General features: G+C 73.7%; 11 protein-coding genes. 4 read left to right on the forward strand and 7 right to left on the reverse strand.

Features of this window, described 5'->3' with window-relative positions; all coding sequences use genetic code 11:
• Positions 1-22: 22 nt before the first annotated feature.
• From ACWCOM_RS09585 to ACWCOM_RS09595, 3 genes are all read right to left on the reverse strand, one after another.
• Positions 23-2,245, reverse strand: coding sequence for an NADP-dependent isocitrate dehydrogenase (locus ACWCOM_RS09585; protein ID WP_454548512.1), 2,223 nt, complete (start codon positions 2,243-2,245; stop codon positions 23-25).
• Positions 2,246-2,442: 197 nt separating this feature from the next.
• Positions 2,443-2,946 carry an Hsp20/alpha crystallin family protein gene (locus tag ACWCOM_RS09590; RefSeq protein ID WP_454548524.1) on the reverse strand — a complete coding sequence of 168 codons (504 nt, stop codon included), beginning with the start codon at positions 2,944-2,946 and terminating at the stop codon, positions 2,443-2,445.
• A 156-nt stretch (positions 2,947-3,102) separates the two neighbouring features.
• Positions 3,103-4,197 carry a Gfo/Idh/MocA family protein gene (locus ACWCOM_RS09595; RefSeq protein ID WP_454548513.1) on the reverse strand — a complete coding sequence of 365 codons (1,095 nt, stop codon included), beginning with the start codon at positions 4,195-4,197 and terminating at the stop codon, positions 3,103-3,105.
• Positions 4,198-4,282: 85 nt separating this feature from the next.
• Between ACWCOM_RS09595 and ACWCOM_RS09600 the strand changes: the two genes are divergently transcribed.
• Positions 4,283-4,945: a TetR/AcrR family transcriptional regulator gene (locus ACWCOM_RS09600; RefSeq protein ID WP_454548514.1), complete on the forward strand. Its 663-nt coding sequence runs from the start codon at positions 4,283-4,285 to the stop codon at positions 4,943-4,945.
• Positions 4,946-4,955: 10 nt separating this feature from the next.
• Here the strand turns inward: ACWCOM_RS09600 and ACWCOM_RS09605 are convergent, their stop codons facing one another.
• The 4 genes from ACWCOM_RS09605 to ACWCOM_RS09620 all read right to left on the reverse strand — a co-directional run bounded on the left by ACWCOM_RS09605 (position 4,956) and on the right by ACWCOM_RS09620 (position 11,276).
• A complete protein-coding gene (locus tag ACWCOM_RS09605) occupies positions 4,956-5,468 on the reverse strand; it encodes a gamma carbonic anhydrase family protein (RefSeq protein ID WP_454548525.1) in 513 nt (170 codons plus the stop codon).
• A gap of 15 nt (positions 5,469-5,483) precedes the next feature.
• Positions 5,484-8,804: a beta-phosphoglucomutase family hydrolase gene (locus ACWCOM_RS09610; protein ID WP_454548515.1), complete on the reverse strand. Its 3,321-nt coding sequence runs from the start codon at positions 8,802-8,804 to the stop codon at positions 5,484-5,486.
• A 196-nt stretch (positions 8,805-9,000) separates the two neighbouring features.
• The gene (locus ACWCOM_RS09615) at positions 9,001-10,491 is read right to left on the reverse strand and encodes an ATP-binding protein (protein ID WP_454548516.1); all 1,491 of its coding nucleotides are present in this window, start codon (positions 10,489-10,491) and stop codon (positions 9,001-9,003) included.
• Between the two features lie 38 nt (positions 10,492-10,529).
• Positions 10,530-11,276: a response regulator transcription factor gene (locus tag ACWCOM_RS09620; protein WP_454548517.1), complete on the reverse strand. Its 747-nt coding sequence runs from the start codon at positions 11,274-11,276 to the stop codon at positions 10,530-10,532.
• Between the two features lie 289 nt (positions 11,277-11,565).
• On the opposite strand from ACWCOM_RS09620, the gene ACWCOM_RS09625 reads away from it, so the two are divergent.
• The 3 genes from ACWCOM_RS09625 to ACWCOM_RS09635 are packed head-to-tail and all read left to right on the forward strand — an operon-like array spanning position 11,566 to position 15,017.
• Entirely contained in the window at positions 11,566-12,807 is a 1,242-nt protein-coding gene (locus ACWCOM_RS09625; RefSeq protein WP_454548518.1) for a heparan-alpha-glucosaminide N-acetyltransferase domain-containing protein, read from the forward strand.
• 33 nt (positions 12,808-12,840) lie between these two features.
• Positions 12,841-14,127, forward strand: coding sequence for a serine hydroxymethyltransferase (glyA, locus tag ACWCOM_RS09630; protein ID WP_454548519.1), 1,287 nt, complete (start codon positions 12,841-12,843; stop codon positions 14,125-14,127).
• 2 nt (positions 14,128-14,129) lie between these two features.
• A complete protein-coding gene (locus ACWCOM_RS09635) occupies positions 14,130-15,017 on the forward strand; it encodes a bifunctional methylenetetrahydrofolate dehydrogenase/methenyltetrahydrofolate cyclohydrolase (RefSeq protein ID WP_454548520.1) in 888 nt (295 codons plus the stop codon).
• Positions 15,018-15,073 lie beyond the last annotated feature (56 nt).

A 15,073-nucleotide genomic window follows, 5' to 3' on the forward strand; every position in this document is an offset into this window, starting at 1 on the left:
GGGCGTCCGGCGCGGGACCGGCTCACACGGACAGCGAGGCGAGCACCCGGTTGAGGGTCTCGGAGGGGCGCATCACCGCGGACGTCTTGGCGTCGTCCGGGCGGTAGTACCCCCCGATGTCCGCCGGGCGGCCCTGCACGGAGAGCAGCTCCTCGTTGATCGCGTCCTCGTGGGCGGCCAGCTGCTCCGCCACGGACGTGAAGGCCTGGGCCAGCTCGGCGTCCTCGTCCTGGCCGGCCAGCTCCTGGGCCCAGTACAGGGCCAGGTAGAAGTGGCTGCCGCGGTTGTCGATCTCCCCGACCTTCCGGCTCGGGGACTTGTTCTCCTCGAGGAAGGTGCCGGTGGCGCGGTCCAGGCACGCGCCGAGGATCCGGGCCCGGGCGTTGTCCGCCGTGGTGGCCAGGTGCTCCAGGCTCGCGGCCAGGGCGAGGAACTCGCCCAGGCTGTCCCAGCGCAGGTGGTTCTCCTCGACCAGCTGCTGGACGTGCTTGGGGGCGGACCCGCCGGCGCCGGTCTCGAAGAGGCCGCCGCCGTTGATGAGCGGGACCACGGAGAGCATCTTCGCGGAGGTGCCCAGCTCCAGGATGGGGAACAGGTCGGTCAGGTAGTCGCGCAGCACGTTGCCGGTGACGGAGATGGTGTCCTCGCCGCGGCGGATCCGCTCGATGGAGAAGGCGGTGGCCTCCACGGGGGACATGATCTCGATCTGCAGGCCCTCGGTGTCGTGCTCCGCGAGGTACTGCTCGACCTTGGCGACGAGGTTGGTGTCGTGGGCGCGGGTGCGGTCCAGCCAGAACACGGCCGGCGTCGCGGAGGCCCGGGCGCGGGTCACCGCCAGCTTGACCCAGTCCCGGATCGCGACGTCCTTGGTCTGGCAGGCGCGCCAGATGTCGCCGGGGAAGACCTCGTGCTCGAGCAGGACGGCGCCGGAGGAGTCGACGAGCTGGACGGTGCCCTTCGCGGGGATCTCGAACGTCTTGTCGTGGGAGCCGTACTCCTCGGCCTTCATCGCCATGAGCCCTACATTCGGGACGGAGCCCATGGTGCGCGGGTCGAAGGCGCCGTGGGCGCGGCAGTCGTCGATCACGACCTGGTAGATCCCGGCGTAGGAGCTGTCCGGCAGCACGGCCAGGGTGTCGGCCTCCTCGCCGTCCGGGCCCCACATGTGCCCGGAGGAGCGGATCATGGCCGGCATCGAGGCGTCCACGATGATGTCCGAGGGCACGTGCAGGTTGGTGATGCCCTTGTCGGAGTTCACCATGGCCAGCTCCGGGCCCTCGGCGAGGCCCTTGTCGAGCGCGGTCCGCACGTCCTCGCGGACGTCGGCGGGGAGGGCGTCGAGGCCGTTGAGGATCGCGGCGAGCCCGTTGTTCGGGGACAGGCCGGCCTCCTCCAGCTGGGCGCCGTAGGCGGAGAAGACCTCCGGGAAGAACGCCTTGATCACGTGGCCGAAGATGATGGGGTCGGAGACCTTCATCATGGTGGCCTTGAGGTGCACGGAGAACAGCACGCCCTCCTGCTTGGCCCGCTGGACCTGCTCCGCGAGGAAGGCGTCCAGGGCGGCGGCGCGCATCACGGTGGCGTCGACGACCTCGCCGGCGAGGACGGGCACAGACTCCTTGAGCACCGTGGTGCTGCCGTCCTCGCCCACCAGGCGGATCCGGAGCGTGTCGTCGGAGTCGACGACCACGGACTTCTCGTTGGCGCGGAAGTCGTCGGCGGCCATGGTGGCCACGTTGGTCCGGGAGTCCGCGGACCACTCGCCCATCCGGTGCGGGTTCTTGCGGGCGTAGCTCTTCACCGAGGCGGGGGCGCGCCGGTCGGAGTTGCCCTCGCGCAGGACCGGGTTCACGGCGGAGCCCTTGATCTTGTCGTAGCGGGCCCGGGCGTCCTTCTGCTCGTCGGTCTCCGGCTCGTCCGGGTAGTCCGGCAGCGCGAAGCCCTGCTCCTGCAGCTCCCGCACCGCGGCCTTGAGCTGCGGCACGGAGGCGGAGATGTTGGGGAGCTTGATGATGTTGGCCTCGGGCGTCTTCGCCAGGTCGCCCAGCTCGGCGAGGGCGTCGTCGACCCGCTGCTCCTGGGGCAGCCGGTCGCTGAAGGCCGCGAGGATGCGCCCGGCCAGGGAGATGTCCCGGGTCTCGACCTCGACGCCGGCGGTCGAGGCGTAGGCCTCGATGACGGGCTTGAGGGAGTAGGTGGCGAGCAGGGGCGCCTCGTCGGTGCGGGTGTAGATGATCTTTGCCATGTGCGGGCTGTCTCCCATGTGTGTCGACGGATGCGGGTCGGTGTGTCCTGGTGCCAAGATACCCGAGCCCGCGCCCGCCCCGGTGACCGGCGCCCGCCCGTGGACGCCGCCGGACACGGCCGCAGGCCCGCTCCCCGGGAGGAACGGGCCCGCGGCCGCGGCGGTGCCCGGGCGCCCGCGCGCCGGGACCGCCGAGATCAGCCCTCGGTGGGCTGGGTCGAGCGGGTGCCGTTGACGAGCTCGCCCTCGCCGATCACGCGGTCGCCCTCCGTGCCCTCGCCCAGGGCCTGCTGCTCGCCCTGGCCGGAGACCACCTGGATCTTGCGCGGCTTGGCCTGCGCGGAGACCGGGATGGTCACCGTGAGCACGCCGTTGTCGTAGCTCGCGGCGATGCCCTGGATGTCAATGCCCTGGCCGAGGTTGAGCTGGCGCACGAACGAGGAGCTCTGCCGCTCCCGGGTGATCCACTGGACGTCCCGGACCTCGGGCAGCTTCCGCTCGGCCCGGATGGTCAGCAGCTGGCCGTCCACGTCGACGTCGACGCTCTCCGGGTCGATGCCCGGCAGATCGGCCCGCAGAATGTAGCGGTCGCCGTCCCGGTAGAGGTCCATGGGCATCTCGCGCAGGCCCTGGCGGGCGAACAGCGAGGCGGCGAGGCGGTCGAAATCGTTGAACGGCGTGAACATCGTGGCCACGTCCATCATCTCCTCAACTACATGAGCAGTGCCTTTGACATTTAGTTGAGTCATACCGGCTCAACCAGGATCGATGATAGCCCCGCCGCGGGGCGGGGTTCAACGGCTGCGACGCTCGATCGCCGAGGGCGAACCCGGACGCCGGCGGCGCCGGCGCGACCCTCAGCGGCGGTCGTTGGGGTACTCCACCCCGATCCGCTCACGGACCCGGTCGAAGAGCTCGACCAGCTCCAGGGAGTCGGCCCAGGGCATCACGGGCGACTCCGGCAGCCCCTGCTGGATGCACCGGGTGGCCTCGCGCATCTCGTAGACGTACCCGGCGCCGGTCACCGCCACCTGCTCCACGACCGGGGCGGCGCCCCGGCGCGCGCCGTCGGCGCTCTGCAGCACCAGGGTGGTGGGGCAGTTGATCCGCCCGTCCACGCGCAGCCAGCCGTGCGTGCCGCTCACGGTGACCTGGTGCGGCACGGTGCTGGAGAGGGTGCCGCTCACGTGGCCCCGGCCGTGCCCGAAGTCCAGGGTCAGGGCGGTGTCCAGGTCCACGGCCGTGGCGCCGAGCTCGGCCTGGGCCGTCCAGCGCTGCGGGGCGCCCAGCACGGCCCCGGTCCAGGTCAGCGGATAGACCATCATGTCCAGGAGCACCCCGCCGCCGTCGGCGTTGCGGAAGAGCCGGTGGCCGGGGTCCACCGGGCGGTGGGTGCCGATCGAGGCCTCGACCGAGCGCACCCGGCCCAGCCGCCCCGCCCGGATCCAGCGCATCGCCGTGCGGAAGCCGGGGGTCATCCGGGTCCAGACGGCCTCCATGAGGAACACCCCGTGCGCGCGCGCCAGCTCCAGGAGGTCGCGGACCTCCGCGGCGGTCATCGCCAGGGCCTTCTCGCACACCACGTGCTTGCCTGCGCGCAGCAGCGCGGACACGTCCCGGTGGTGGTAGCCGTGGGGCGTGGCCACGTAGACCACCTCCACGTCCGGGTCGGCCGCGAGGCGCTCCAGGCCCGTGCCGGCCGCGGTGTTCCCGTACGCCCGCTCCACCCCGTGCCGGCGGGCGAAGTCCTCGGCGCGGTGCTGGTCGCGGGAGCTCACGGCGACGAGCCGGGCGTCCGGGAGGGCGGCGATGTCCGGGACCACCTTCTCGGCGATGTCGGCCGTGCTGACCACGCCCCAGCCGAGCGTGCGGCCCGTCGCCGTGAGCGGGGCGTCCAGGTGGGCGGCGTCGAGGGCGGCGTCGACGAAGGGCGGGAGGGTCGCGGCAGGCATGGGCGCATTCTGCCACGCCCCGGCCGGGCGGGCCGAGGCCCCCGGGTCCCGAAGCGAACGACCGTTCGTCGCCTAGACTGGCGGCGTGCCTCGGGTCAGCCAGCAGTACAAGGACGAGCGCCGCCGCGAGATCGTGGCGGCGGCCAGCCGCTGCTTCCTGGAGCACGGCTTCGGCGGGGCGTCGATGCACCGGATCATCGCGGCGACGGGGCTCTCCGCCGGGGCGCTGTACAACCACTTCCCGTCCAAGCACGAGCTCGTGGTCGCGTCCGCGCGGGCGGCCCTGGACCGCGTCCTCGCCGTCGACGAGGACGCGCCGCCGACCGTGGACGAGGGCGCGCCGCCGGCCGCGGGCCCGTCACGGGCCGCGGCGGCCGGGCGCCCGGCGCCGGAGGACCCCGGCGCGGACCCGGCCGGATGGGTGGCCGAGCTGCTGGAGCGGCTCGCCGCGGACCCGGACGCCACGCGGCTGCTGCTCATCACGTGGGGCGAGGCCGTGAGCGAGCCGGCCCTGGCGGCGGTGGCCGGGGAGCACCTCGCACGGGTGCGCGCGCGGGTCGAGGAGCGCTACGGCCGGTGGGCCGCCGAGGAGCTCGGCCTGGACCCGGAGCGCTCCCGCGAGTGGGTCGCGATGTTCGCCCAGGCCATCCTCTCCGTGCTGCAGGGCTACGTGGTGCAGTCGTGCCTGCTGCCCGGCTTCGACCACGACGCCTACCTGGACTACGCTCGCACCCTCGCGGCCCAGTGACCGGCCGGGCTCAGGCGTTGAGCTCGCGGTGCTCGGCGGAGAGCTGCACGTAGGTGCGGGCGTTGGCGCGCACCTTCTCGCGCTCCGCCCCGGTGAGCTCGCGGCGGACCCTGGCGGGGACCCCGGCCACGAGCGAGCCCGGCGGCACCACGGTGCCCTCGAGGACCACCGCGCCGGCGGCGACCAGGGACCCGGAGCCGATGACGGCGCCGTTGAGGACGGTCGCGTTCATGCCCACCAGGACCTCGTCCTCCACCGTGCAGCCGTGGACCACGGCGCCGTGGCCCACGCTGACGCCGGCCCCGATCGTGCAGGGGTGCTCGGGGTCGGAGTGGACCACCACGTTGTCCTGGAGGTTCGAGCCCGCCCCCAGCCGCACGGGGGAGCGGTCCCCGCGCACCGTGGCGCCGTAGAAGACGCCGGAGCCGGGGGCCAGCTCCACGTCGCCGACCACCGTGGCGGTCGGCGCCACGAAGGCGGAGGCGGCGATCCGGGGCGTGTGCCCGGCGTGGGGAAGGACCAGCGCGGCCGCTGCGGCTCAGGCCGTCCGCGACCCCGCCGGGAGCGCGCCGAGCGGGTGGCGCTGCCGGATCGCGACCCGGATCTTCTGCCCGCCCTTGAGCACGTACTCCGCCCCGTGCACGTGGATCGTGACGTTGCCGGCCCGGCGCGAGGTGCCCTCGAGCTCGAGGACGTGGTGGTCGATGCAGACCCGGATCACCTGGCCCCGGTAGAGCACGGTGAACGAGACCCGCTCCAGCTGGCTCGGCAGCGCGGGGTCGAACTCCAGCCACTCGCCGCGCACGCGCAGGCCCGCGTAGGCCCGGGTGACGACGTCCACGGAACCGGCCATGGCGCCGAGGTGGATCCCCTCGCCCGTGGTCCCGCCCTGGGTGTCGTCCAGGTCGATCAGCAGCGCGTCCTGGAAGGCCGACCACGACCGGTCCGGGTTCAGCCAGGCGAGCACCGAGGCGTTGACCACCCGGGAGAGCGAGGACCCGTGCGAGGACCGCGCGATGTAGAAGTCCACGGTGCGCTCGATGGCGGCGTGGTCCACCTCGTAGCCCATCCGCCCGAGCTCCTCCACGAGGCCGTCGGGGCCGAACAGGTAGACGAGCATGATCGTGTCCGCCTGCTTGGCGAGCTTGTAGTTGTTGGTCATGTCGCCCTCGTTCTCCAGCAGGAGGTCGAGGCGGCCGATGTTGCGGTACTTGGCCCGGTAGAACTCCCAGTCCAGCTCGTCCAGGTCGTCGTAGCCGTGGAACTGGCTGATGGTGCCGTCCTTGTTGAACGGCACGAACATCCGCTCCGACATCTGCTGCCAGGTCCCCACCTCCTCGGCCGAGAGGTCGAAGCGGGCGGAGAGCTCCTCGCGCTGGTGCTCGACCATGTGGTGGAAGATGTGGGCGCTGTGCCGGAAGAGCCAGGCCGCCAGCACGTTCGTGTAGGCGTTGTCCTTGAGTCCGCCGCCGTGCTGGCCGCGGGGGCCGTCGTGGTACTCGTCCGGTCCCATCACCCCGGCGATGTGGTAGCGGCCGTCCGCGGGGTCGTAGTCGGTCAGGGACGCGAAGAGCCGGGTGATGCCGATGATCAGCTCGGCCCCCTGGCCGGCCAGCCAGTCGACGTCGCCGGTGGTCTCGTAGTAGATCCAGGCGTTGTGGGCGATCGCGAGGCCCACGTGGAACTGCCGCCACGAGTTGTCCGGCAGCCACCGGTTGGAGTGGTGGTTGAACAGCTCCGGCGGGGTCTCCTCCCGGCCGTCCGAGCCGGACTGCCAGGGGAACGCCGCGCCCTCGAGACCGAACTCCATGGCGCGGTGCTTGGCCATGGGCAGCCGGCGCCACCGGTAGGACAGCAGCGAGCGCGTCACCTGCGGCTGGCGCAGGTTGACCACCGGCAGGATGTAGAGCTCGTCCCAGAAGATGTGCCCGCGGTAGCCCTCGCCGTGCAGGCCGCGCGCCGGCACCCCGGCGTCGCGCAGCGACATGTGGGGGGCGAGGGTCTGGGACACGTGGAACAGGTGCACCCGCAGCGCCAGCTGGGTGAGGAGCAGCTCGGGGGTCAGCTCCGTGGGGTCCGGGCACACGTCCACGTCGTAGCGGTCCCACAGCAGGGACCACTCGACCTCGTGCGAGGGCAGCAGGCCCCGCACGCCGCTGGGGCTGCGGTCCAGCTCGGCGAGGGCCCCCTCGCGGGGGGAGCCGATCGCGGCGTCGCGGCTGGTGACGACCGCGGTGGTGGAGTCGATGATCACCGGCCGCCCGTCGGCGATGTTGACCTGGTGGCGGCGGAACTCCGTGCCGCCGGGGCGGATCTCCCGGCGCTCCCGCACGTTCTGGCCGCCCTCGATCGTGGTGCGCTGCGCCGAGGTGATCTCGATCTTGGACTGCGTGGTGCGCACGTGCGAGAGCAGGGTCTCGTGGTCGTCGGGCAGCGACGTGGACTCCAGGTCCACCAGGTGGTGGTCGTTGAGGTCCTGGTACTCCGCCACCCCCGTGTTGCGGACGCTGGGGTCGATGCCCGTGCGCAGGTGCAGGCGCCCGGAGAAGCCGCGGGCGGTCACCGTGGTCTCCTGCGCGCCCAGGTGCCGGTAGCGCAGCGAGACGAGGCGGCGCTGGACGATCTCCAGGCGGGCGCGGGAGCCGTCCTCCCCGCGGTCGCCGTTGAGGTCGGTCAGCACGAGGGAGCGGATGAGCAGGCCGCGGCGCAGGTCCAGCTCGGTGCGCTCCTCGGAGGGGCGCAGCCCGCCCTCGGACCACCAGTCGCCGCCGGAGATGCGCAGGTCCAGGTGCGTCCAGTTGGGGGCGTTGACCATGGACTCGTGCTCCACGTCGCGGCCGCTGAGGTGGCTGACCACCCGGTTGAAGACCCCGGCCAGGTAGTTGCCGGGGTAGTGCACCCCGTTGGCCGGGAACTCGCAGGCGGACCCGCGCACGCCCATGTAGCCGTTGGTCAGGGTCAGCAGCGTCTCCCGCCGGACCTCCGTCGCCGGGTCGAAGCCCTCGAACACCAGCTTCCACGGGTCGTCGCGGCGGGCGCCGAGGTCCAGCTCGCCCACGTCGTTGAGCACCGTCGTGGCGCCGGCCCGGAACAGGTCCCTGCGCTCGCCGTGCCGGCGGATCCCCACCACGGTGCCGAAGCCGCCCGCCGCGGCGGCCTGGACCCCGGACACGGCGTCCTCGATCACCACGGACCGGGCCGGGTCCACGCCCAGCATCCGGGCGCAGGTGAGGAAGGTGTCCGGGGCGGGCTTGCCGGGCAGGCCGTGCTCGGCGGCGAAGTGCCCGTCCACGATGATGTCGAAGGCGTCCTGGAGGCCGGCCGCGGCGAGCACCGGGACGCTGTTGCGGCTGGCCGTCACGAGGCCCACCGGCACCCCGGCGGCCCGCAGGCGCTCGATGAGCGCCACCGTCTTCTCGAAGACCCGCACGCCCCTGATCTCCAGGGCCTCCTGGAAGTAGGTGTTCTTCAGCGCCGCCTGGCCCTGCACCGACCACGCCCCCGGGGTCTCGTCGCCCTCGGGCAGGCGGGCGCCGCGGGCGGCGAGCAGGGTGCGGATGCCATCCTCCCGCCGCCGGCCGTCCACGTAGTGGCGGTAGTCGGCGTCCTCGTCGAAGCTCCGCCGGTCCACCCCCACGCCGTCCTCCGCCGGCTCGAGCCGGTCGTCGGCCAGAATCCCGTCGAAGAGGGTCTTCCAGGCGGCGGCGTGCACGGCGGCGGTGTCGGTGACCACGCCGTCCATGTCGAAGATCACGGCCTGGTGCGGGATGCGGAGCTGGTCGACGGGCTGGGCGGGCGCGTCGGCGCTGCCGATGCGCGGCAGGGAGGCGGTGAACGGGGCGGTGGGGAGTGCGTTCACGGGGGGTTCCTCCGGACGTCGGTGCGCGTCCGCGGCCCCGGCGGAACCGCTCGGGGAAACCCAGCACACGGCACGCTACGGACCCCGGACGCGGCGTTGCGGGTTTCGGCACGGGATCGGCGCGGCCGTCCGTGCCGACGGTTCCTGACCCGTTCATTAAAGGGCCCCGGGGCCCGCGGGGCAAGCCGCCGCCGGCTCAGTCCGCGGCGAGGGGCAGGTGGACGGTGAACCAGGTCGAGCCCGGCACGCTGCGCACCCGCACCCGGCCGTGGTGGGCCTGCACGATGGCCTCCACGATGGACAGCCCCAGGCCCACGCCCCCCGAGCCGCCGGAGCGGGCATCGTCCTCCCGGGCGAAGCGGGAGAAGATGTGCTCCTGGAACGCCGCGCCGATGCCCGGTCCGTCGTCGGCCACCGTGAGCACCGCCTCGGGGCCGGGCCCGGTGCCCAGCGAGGTGGTGACCGTGGTCCCCGCCGGCGTGTGCTGGTGGGCGTTGGACAGCAGGTTGATGAGCACCTGGCGCAGCTGGGCCGGGTCGCCCCGGACGACGACGGGCTCGTCGGGCAGCTCCAGCCGCCAGTCGTGGCCGGGGGCGGTGACCCGGCGGTCGCTGACGGTCTCGACGACCAGCTCCAGCAGGTCGACGTCCTCGGGCACCACGGGGCGGCCCTCGTCGAGGCGGGCGAGCAGGAGCAGGTCCTCCACGAGGGCGGTCATCCGCTCGGACTCCGACTCCACCCGGGACAGGGACCTGCGGCCCTGCTCGCTCATCGGCTCGGTGAGCCGGATCAGCTCCGCGTAGCCGCGGATGCTGGCCAGTGGGGTGCGCAGCTCGTGGCTGGCGTCGGCCACGAAGCGGCGCACCCGCGTCTCGCTGCGCTGCCGGGTGGCCAGGGCGTGGGCGACGTTGTCCAGCATCCGGGAGAAGGCGTGGCCGAGCCGGCCGACCTCCGTGTCCGGGTGGGCCGCCGGGGCCACCGCCGCCACCGGCAGGACCACCTCCCCGCGGTCGAGGTCGAGCTCGGAGATCCGGGTCGCCACGTCGGAGAGCCGCTCCACCGGGCGCAGCGTGCGCCGGATGACCACCAGGCCGGACAGCCCGGTGACGGCCAGGGCCCCCGTGGAGATCGCGGCGGTGCTCACCCCGAACCGGCGCAGCGTCTGCTCCTTGTCCGCCAGCGGCAGCCCCGTCAGCACGAGGCCCCAGTCCCACGGGTCGTCGACGAGCAGCACCCGGTACCCGCCCTCGGCCAGGTCCACGTCCACGGGCCCCCACTGGGCGCCCCCGTCCTCGTCCGAGCGCGCGCCCAGCTCCTCGACGAGGGCCTCGATCCGCGCCCGGTCCTCGTCCGCCAGGGCGCGCCGGGACCCGTCGGGCGCGAACAGCCCCGCCCGGACCACCGCGCCGTCCACGATGCGGGCGTTGATCGTCCCGGCGCCCTGCGCGGGGACGTCCATCATGGCCTCGAGCTCCTCCGAGGGCCCGGCGGAGGCCCGCACCCCGTACTCGATCGTGCGGTAGGAGGCGTCCCGCACCTGGCGGTCCAGCTGCTCGCCCAGCGAGACGCTCAGCGCGGCGTGGCCCAGCACGCCGACGGCGGCGCAGGCGAGCGTCAGCAGCGCGAGGACCGTCAGCAGCAGCTTCGTGCGCAGCTGCAGCGCCGCCGCCCGTCCCGTCCCGCTCACCGTTCGCTCACCCCGTGCCCGTCGTGCGCCCGCCCTGCTCACTCGGCCGGCTTGAGCACGTACCCGGCGCCCCGCACCGTGTGGATCATGGGGCTGCGCCCGGCGTCGATCCTCTTGCGCAGGTAGGAGATGTAGAGCTCCACCACGTTGGTCTGCCCGCCGAAGTCGTAGCCCCACACCTGCTCGAGGATCTGGGCCTTGCTGAGCACCCGGCGCGCGTTGTCCATCAGGCAGCGCAGCAGGTCGAACTGGGTGGCGGTCAGGGTGATCTCCTCCCCGCCGCGGCGCACCTCCCGGGTGTCCGCGTTGAGCACGAGGTCGCCGACCACGAGCTCGGCCGCGTCCGGGTGGGCGATGCCGGAGCGCTGCACCAGGCGGTGCAGCCGCAGCAGCAGCTCCTCCATGTTGAACGGCTTCGTCACGTAGTCGTCCCCGCCCGCGGCCAGGCCCGCGATCCGGTCCTCGGTGCTGTCCTTGGCGGTGAGGAACAGGGCCGGGACGGCGGGGGCGAAGGCGCGGATCCGCTCGAGGAGCTCGACCCCGGTGCCGCCGGGCAGCATGACGTCCAGCACGAGCACGTCGGGGCGGAAGCCGCGGGCCTCCGCGACGGCGGCGGGCCCGTCGTGGGCCGAGCGCACCTGCCAGCCGAGCATGGTCAGGCCCATGGAGACCATCTGCGCCAGCAGCGGCTCGTCGTCGACGACGAGGGCGCGCACCGGGGAGCCGTCCGGGTGCCGCAGGCGCGGCAGGTCGACGGCGGTGGGCCGCTGCACGGGCTCGGTCACGGCGCTGCTCTCCTCACGGGACGGGGCCCCGGCGGGGCGGGCCCCCGGGGCGGCTCCTCGGGGAACGGGGCCCCACGGCCGGCGGGGCGCCCCGGTGGTCCGCGGAACGCCTCCAGCGTAGCCCCGCGGCCCCGGCGCACCGCGGCGCGCCGGGGCTTCACAGGTGGGGCACAGGAACGGGATAAGGCACCCACATCCCGGCCTGCTGGACTGGGTGGGCGACGGGCCCCGGGCCCGGAGCCGGCGGGCAGGGGGCCCGCCGGCCCACCGCGAGAGGGGAACGACCGCCATGCTGCACACCCACCACCCGGCCGGGGACACGCCGGCCCGGCAGAGCCCGGCGCAGGGGACCGCCCCGGCGCGGCGCGCCGCACGGCGCCTGGTCGGGGTCGACGCGGCCCGCGGGATCGCCCTGCTCGGGATGATGTCCGTGCACATCCTGCCCTCCTGGGACCCGGAGACCTTCGAGGCGACGGCGCAGTGGACGATCTTCTCCGGGCGCGCCGCCGCGCTCTTCGCCCTCCTGGCGGGCGTGGGGCTGGCGTTCACCTCCGGCGGGCGCCGCGTGCACGAGGGCCGGCGCCGGACGGGGGACCGGGTGGGGCTGCTCGTGCGGGCGCTGCTCATCGCCGCCGTGGGCCTGCTCATCAACCAGACCTCCCCGGCCGACCCGCCCGCCTACAACATCCTCGTCTACTACGGGGTGTTCTTCCTGCTCGCGATCCCGTTCCTGCACCTGTCCGCGCGCGCCCTGGTGGCCTGGGCCGCCGGGTTCGCGCTGCTCGGCCCCGCGCTGATCCACGCGCTGGGACCCGTCCTGCCCGGGTTCGAGAGCTACAACCCGACCGTCGCCGAGGCCCTCACCGCGCCGGGCACCACCCTGGCCCAGCTCCTCCTGACCGGCTCGTACCCGGCGCTGACGTACCTCGTGTACCTGCTCGCCGGCCTGGCCATCGGCCGGCTGGCGCTGTCGGAGCGGCGCACCCAGCTGGGCCTGCTGGTGGGCGGCGCCGTGCTCGCGGGCGGCTCCGCGCTGCTCTCGTGGCTGCTGCTGCACCCCCTCGGCGGCATGGACCGGCTGCTCGCGGCGAGCCCGTTCCTGGGCCGGGAGGACGTCCAGGACATCGTCGTGTGGGGGCCGGACCCGGTCCTGCCCACGTCCACCTGGTGGTGGCTGGCCGTCTCCGGCCCGCACACCAACACCCCGCTCGCGCTGCTGAGCGGCGTGGGCACGGGCGCCCTCGCCCTGGGCCTGTGCCTGCTCGTCGCCCGCCGGGCGGAGGTCCTGCTCCTGCCGCTGGTCGCGGCCGGCTCGATGACCCTGACCCTCTACTCGGCGCACCTGCTCGCGCTGAACCTCGAGGTGCACTACGAGCGTCCCGTCCTGTGGTTCCTCGTGCAGGCCGCGGCGGCGGTCGGGTTCGCCCTCCTGTGGCGGCGCAGCCGGGGCCAGGGCCCGCTGGAACGGGCCGTGGCCGGGGTCTCGCGCGCGGCCCGCGACCGGGTGGTCGGCGATCGCCTAAACTCGTAGGCGATCCACCCTGGTCCCCACCCGAGGAGCGGCATGTCCACGAGCTCGATCCAGTCCGTCACCAACCAGCCTCTCGCCGAGGTCGACCCGGAGGTCGCGGCGGCCATCGCCGACGAGCTCGGACGCCAGCGCGGCACCCTGGAGATGATCGCCTCCGAGAACTTCGCCCCGCGCGCCGTGCTCGAGGCGCAGGGCTCGGTGCTGACGAACAAGTACGCCGAGGGCTACCCCGGCCGCCGCTACTACGGCGGCTGCGAGTACGTCGACGTCGTCGAGAACCTCGCCCGCGACCGCGCCACCGCGCTGTTCGGCGCCGAGCACGCCAACGTCCAGCCGCACTCGGGCGCCCAGGCGAACACCGCCGTGATGCAGGCCCTCATGCAGCCCGGCGACAAGCTGATGGGCCTGTCCCTGGCCCACGGCGGCCACCTCACCCACGGCATGAAGCTCAACGTCTCCGGCAAGCTCTACGAGATCGCCGCCTACGAGGTGGACCCCGGAAGCTACACGCTGGACATGGACAAGGTCCGCGAGCAGGCCCTCGCCGAGCGGCCGCAGACCATCGTGGCCGGCTGGTCCGCCTACCCGCGCGAGCTCGACTTCGAGGCCTTCCGCTCGATCGCCGACGAGGTCGGCGCCAAGCTGTGGGTGGACATGGCCCACTTCGCCGGGCTCGTGGCCGCGGGCCTGCACGCCAACCCGGTCCCGCACGCCCACGTGGTGACCTCCACCGTGCACAAGACCCTCGCCGGCCCCCGCTCCGGGGTGATCCTCACCACCGGCGAGCTCAAGAAGAAGATCGACTCCGCCGTCTTCCCGGGCCAGCAGGGCGGCCCCCTGATGCACGCCATCGCGGGCAAGGCCGTGGCCTTCAAGATCGCGGCCACCGAGGAGTTCCGCGCGCGCCAGGAGCGCACCGTCGAGGGCGCCCGCATCCTGGCCGAGCGGCTCACCGCCGCCGACGTCGCCGAGGCCGGGGTCTCCGTGCTGACCGGCGGCACCGACGTGCACCTGGTGCTGGTGGACCTGCGCAACTCCCAGCTGGACGGCAAGCAGGCCGAGGACCTCCTGCACGAGGCCGGGATCACCGTCAACCGCAACGCGGTGCCGTGGGACCCGCGCCCGCCGATGGTCACCTCCGGGCTGCGGATCGGCACCCCCGCCCTGGCCACCCGCGGCTTCGGCGCCGCCGAGTTCGAGGAGGTCGCCGAGATCATCGCGACCGCCCTCAAGCCCGGCGCGGACGTCGCCGCCCTGCGCGCGCGCGTGGACAAGCTCGCCGCCGACTTCCCGCTCTACGACGGCCTCGAGGAGTGGTGAGCATGGGCGCGCGCACCCTCGACGGGCGGGCCGCCTCCGCGGCCATCAAGGCCGAGCTCGCCCAGCGCGTGGCCGCGCTGGCCGAGCGCGGCGTCACCCCGGGCCTCGGCACGGTGCTCGTGGGCGACGACCCCGCCTCCCACTCCTACGTGGGCGGCAAGCACAAGGACTGCGCCGAGGTCGGGATCGCCTCGATCCGCCGCGAGCTGCCCGCCGACGTCTCCCAGCAGGAGCTGGAGGCGGTCATCGACGAGCTCAACGCGGACCCGGCCTGCACCGGCTACATCGTCCAGCTCCCGCTGCCCGGCCACCTGGACACCAACGCGATCCTCGAGCGCATCGACCCGGACAAGGACGCCGACGGGCTGCACCCGACCAACCTCGGCCGGCTCGTGCTCAACGTCTCCGAGCCGATGACCTCCCCGCTGCCCTGCACGCCCAACGGCATCGTGGAGCTGCTGCGCCGCCACGAGGTGGACCTCGCCGGCCGGCACGTGCTCGTCGTGGGGCGCGGGGTGACCGTGGGGCGGCCCATGGGCCTGATCCTGACCCGCCGGGAGATCAACGCGACCGTCACCCTCGCCCACACCGGCACCGAGGACCTCGAGGCGCTGCTGGCCCAGGCCGACGTCGTGGTGGCCGCCGCCGGGCGCCCGCACATGATCGGCCCGGACGCCCTCAAGGACGGGGTCGTGCTGCTCGACGTCGGGGTCTCCCGGGTGGAGGACCCGGAGACGGGCCGGAAGCGGCTCACCGGCGACATCGACCCGGCGGCCGCCGAGAAGGCCGCCTGGATCTCCCCGAACCCCGGCGGCGTCGGCCCCATGACCCGGGCCATGCTGCTGCTCAACGTCGTCGAGTCCGCCGAGCGGCAGGCCGGCTCCCGCTGAGCACGCCCTCCGTGAAGCCCCAGCGGGGCGGGCCGCGGAGTTGAGACACTGGTGAC

Source organism: Kocuria sp. KH4, assembly GCF_053711175.1.

Coding starts and splice junctions, on each gene's coding strand:
- ACWCOM_RS09585 (WP_454548512.1), bottom strand. CDS start 2,245: ATGGCAAAGATCATCTACACCCGCACCGACGAGGCGCCCCTGCTCGCC.
- ACWCOM_RS09590 (WP_454548524.1), bottom strand. CDS start 2,946: ATGGACGTGGCCACGATGTTCACGCCGTTCAACGATTTCGACCGCCTC.
- ACWCOM_RS09595 (WP_454548513.1), bottom strand. CDS start 4,197: ATGCCTGCCGCGACCCTCCCGCCCTTCGTCGACGCCGCCCTCGACGCC.
- ACWCOM_RS09625 (WP_454548518.1), top strand. CDS start 11,566: ATGCTGCACACCCACCACCCGGCCGGGGACACGCCGGCCCGGCAGAGC.
- glyA (WP_454548519.1), top strand. CDS start 12,841: ATGTCCACGAGCTCGATCCAGTCCGTCACCAACCAGCCTCTCGCCGAG.
- ACWCOM_RS09635 (WP_454548520.1), top strand. CDS start 14,130: ATGGGCGCGCGCACCCTCGACGGGCGGGCCGCCTCCGCGGCCATCAAG.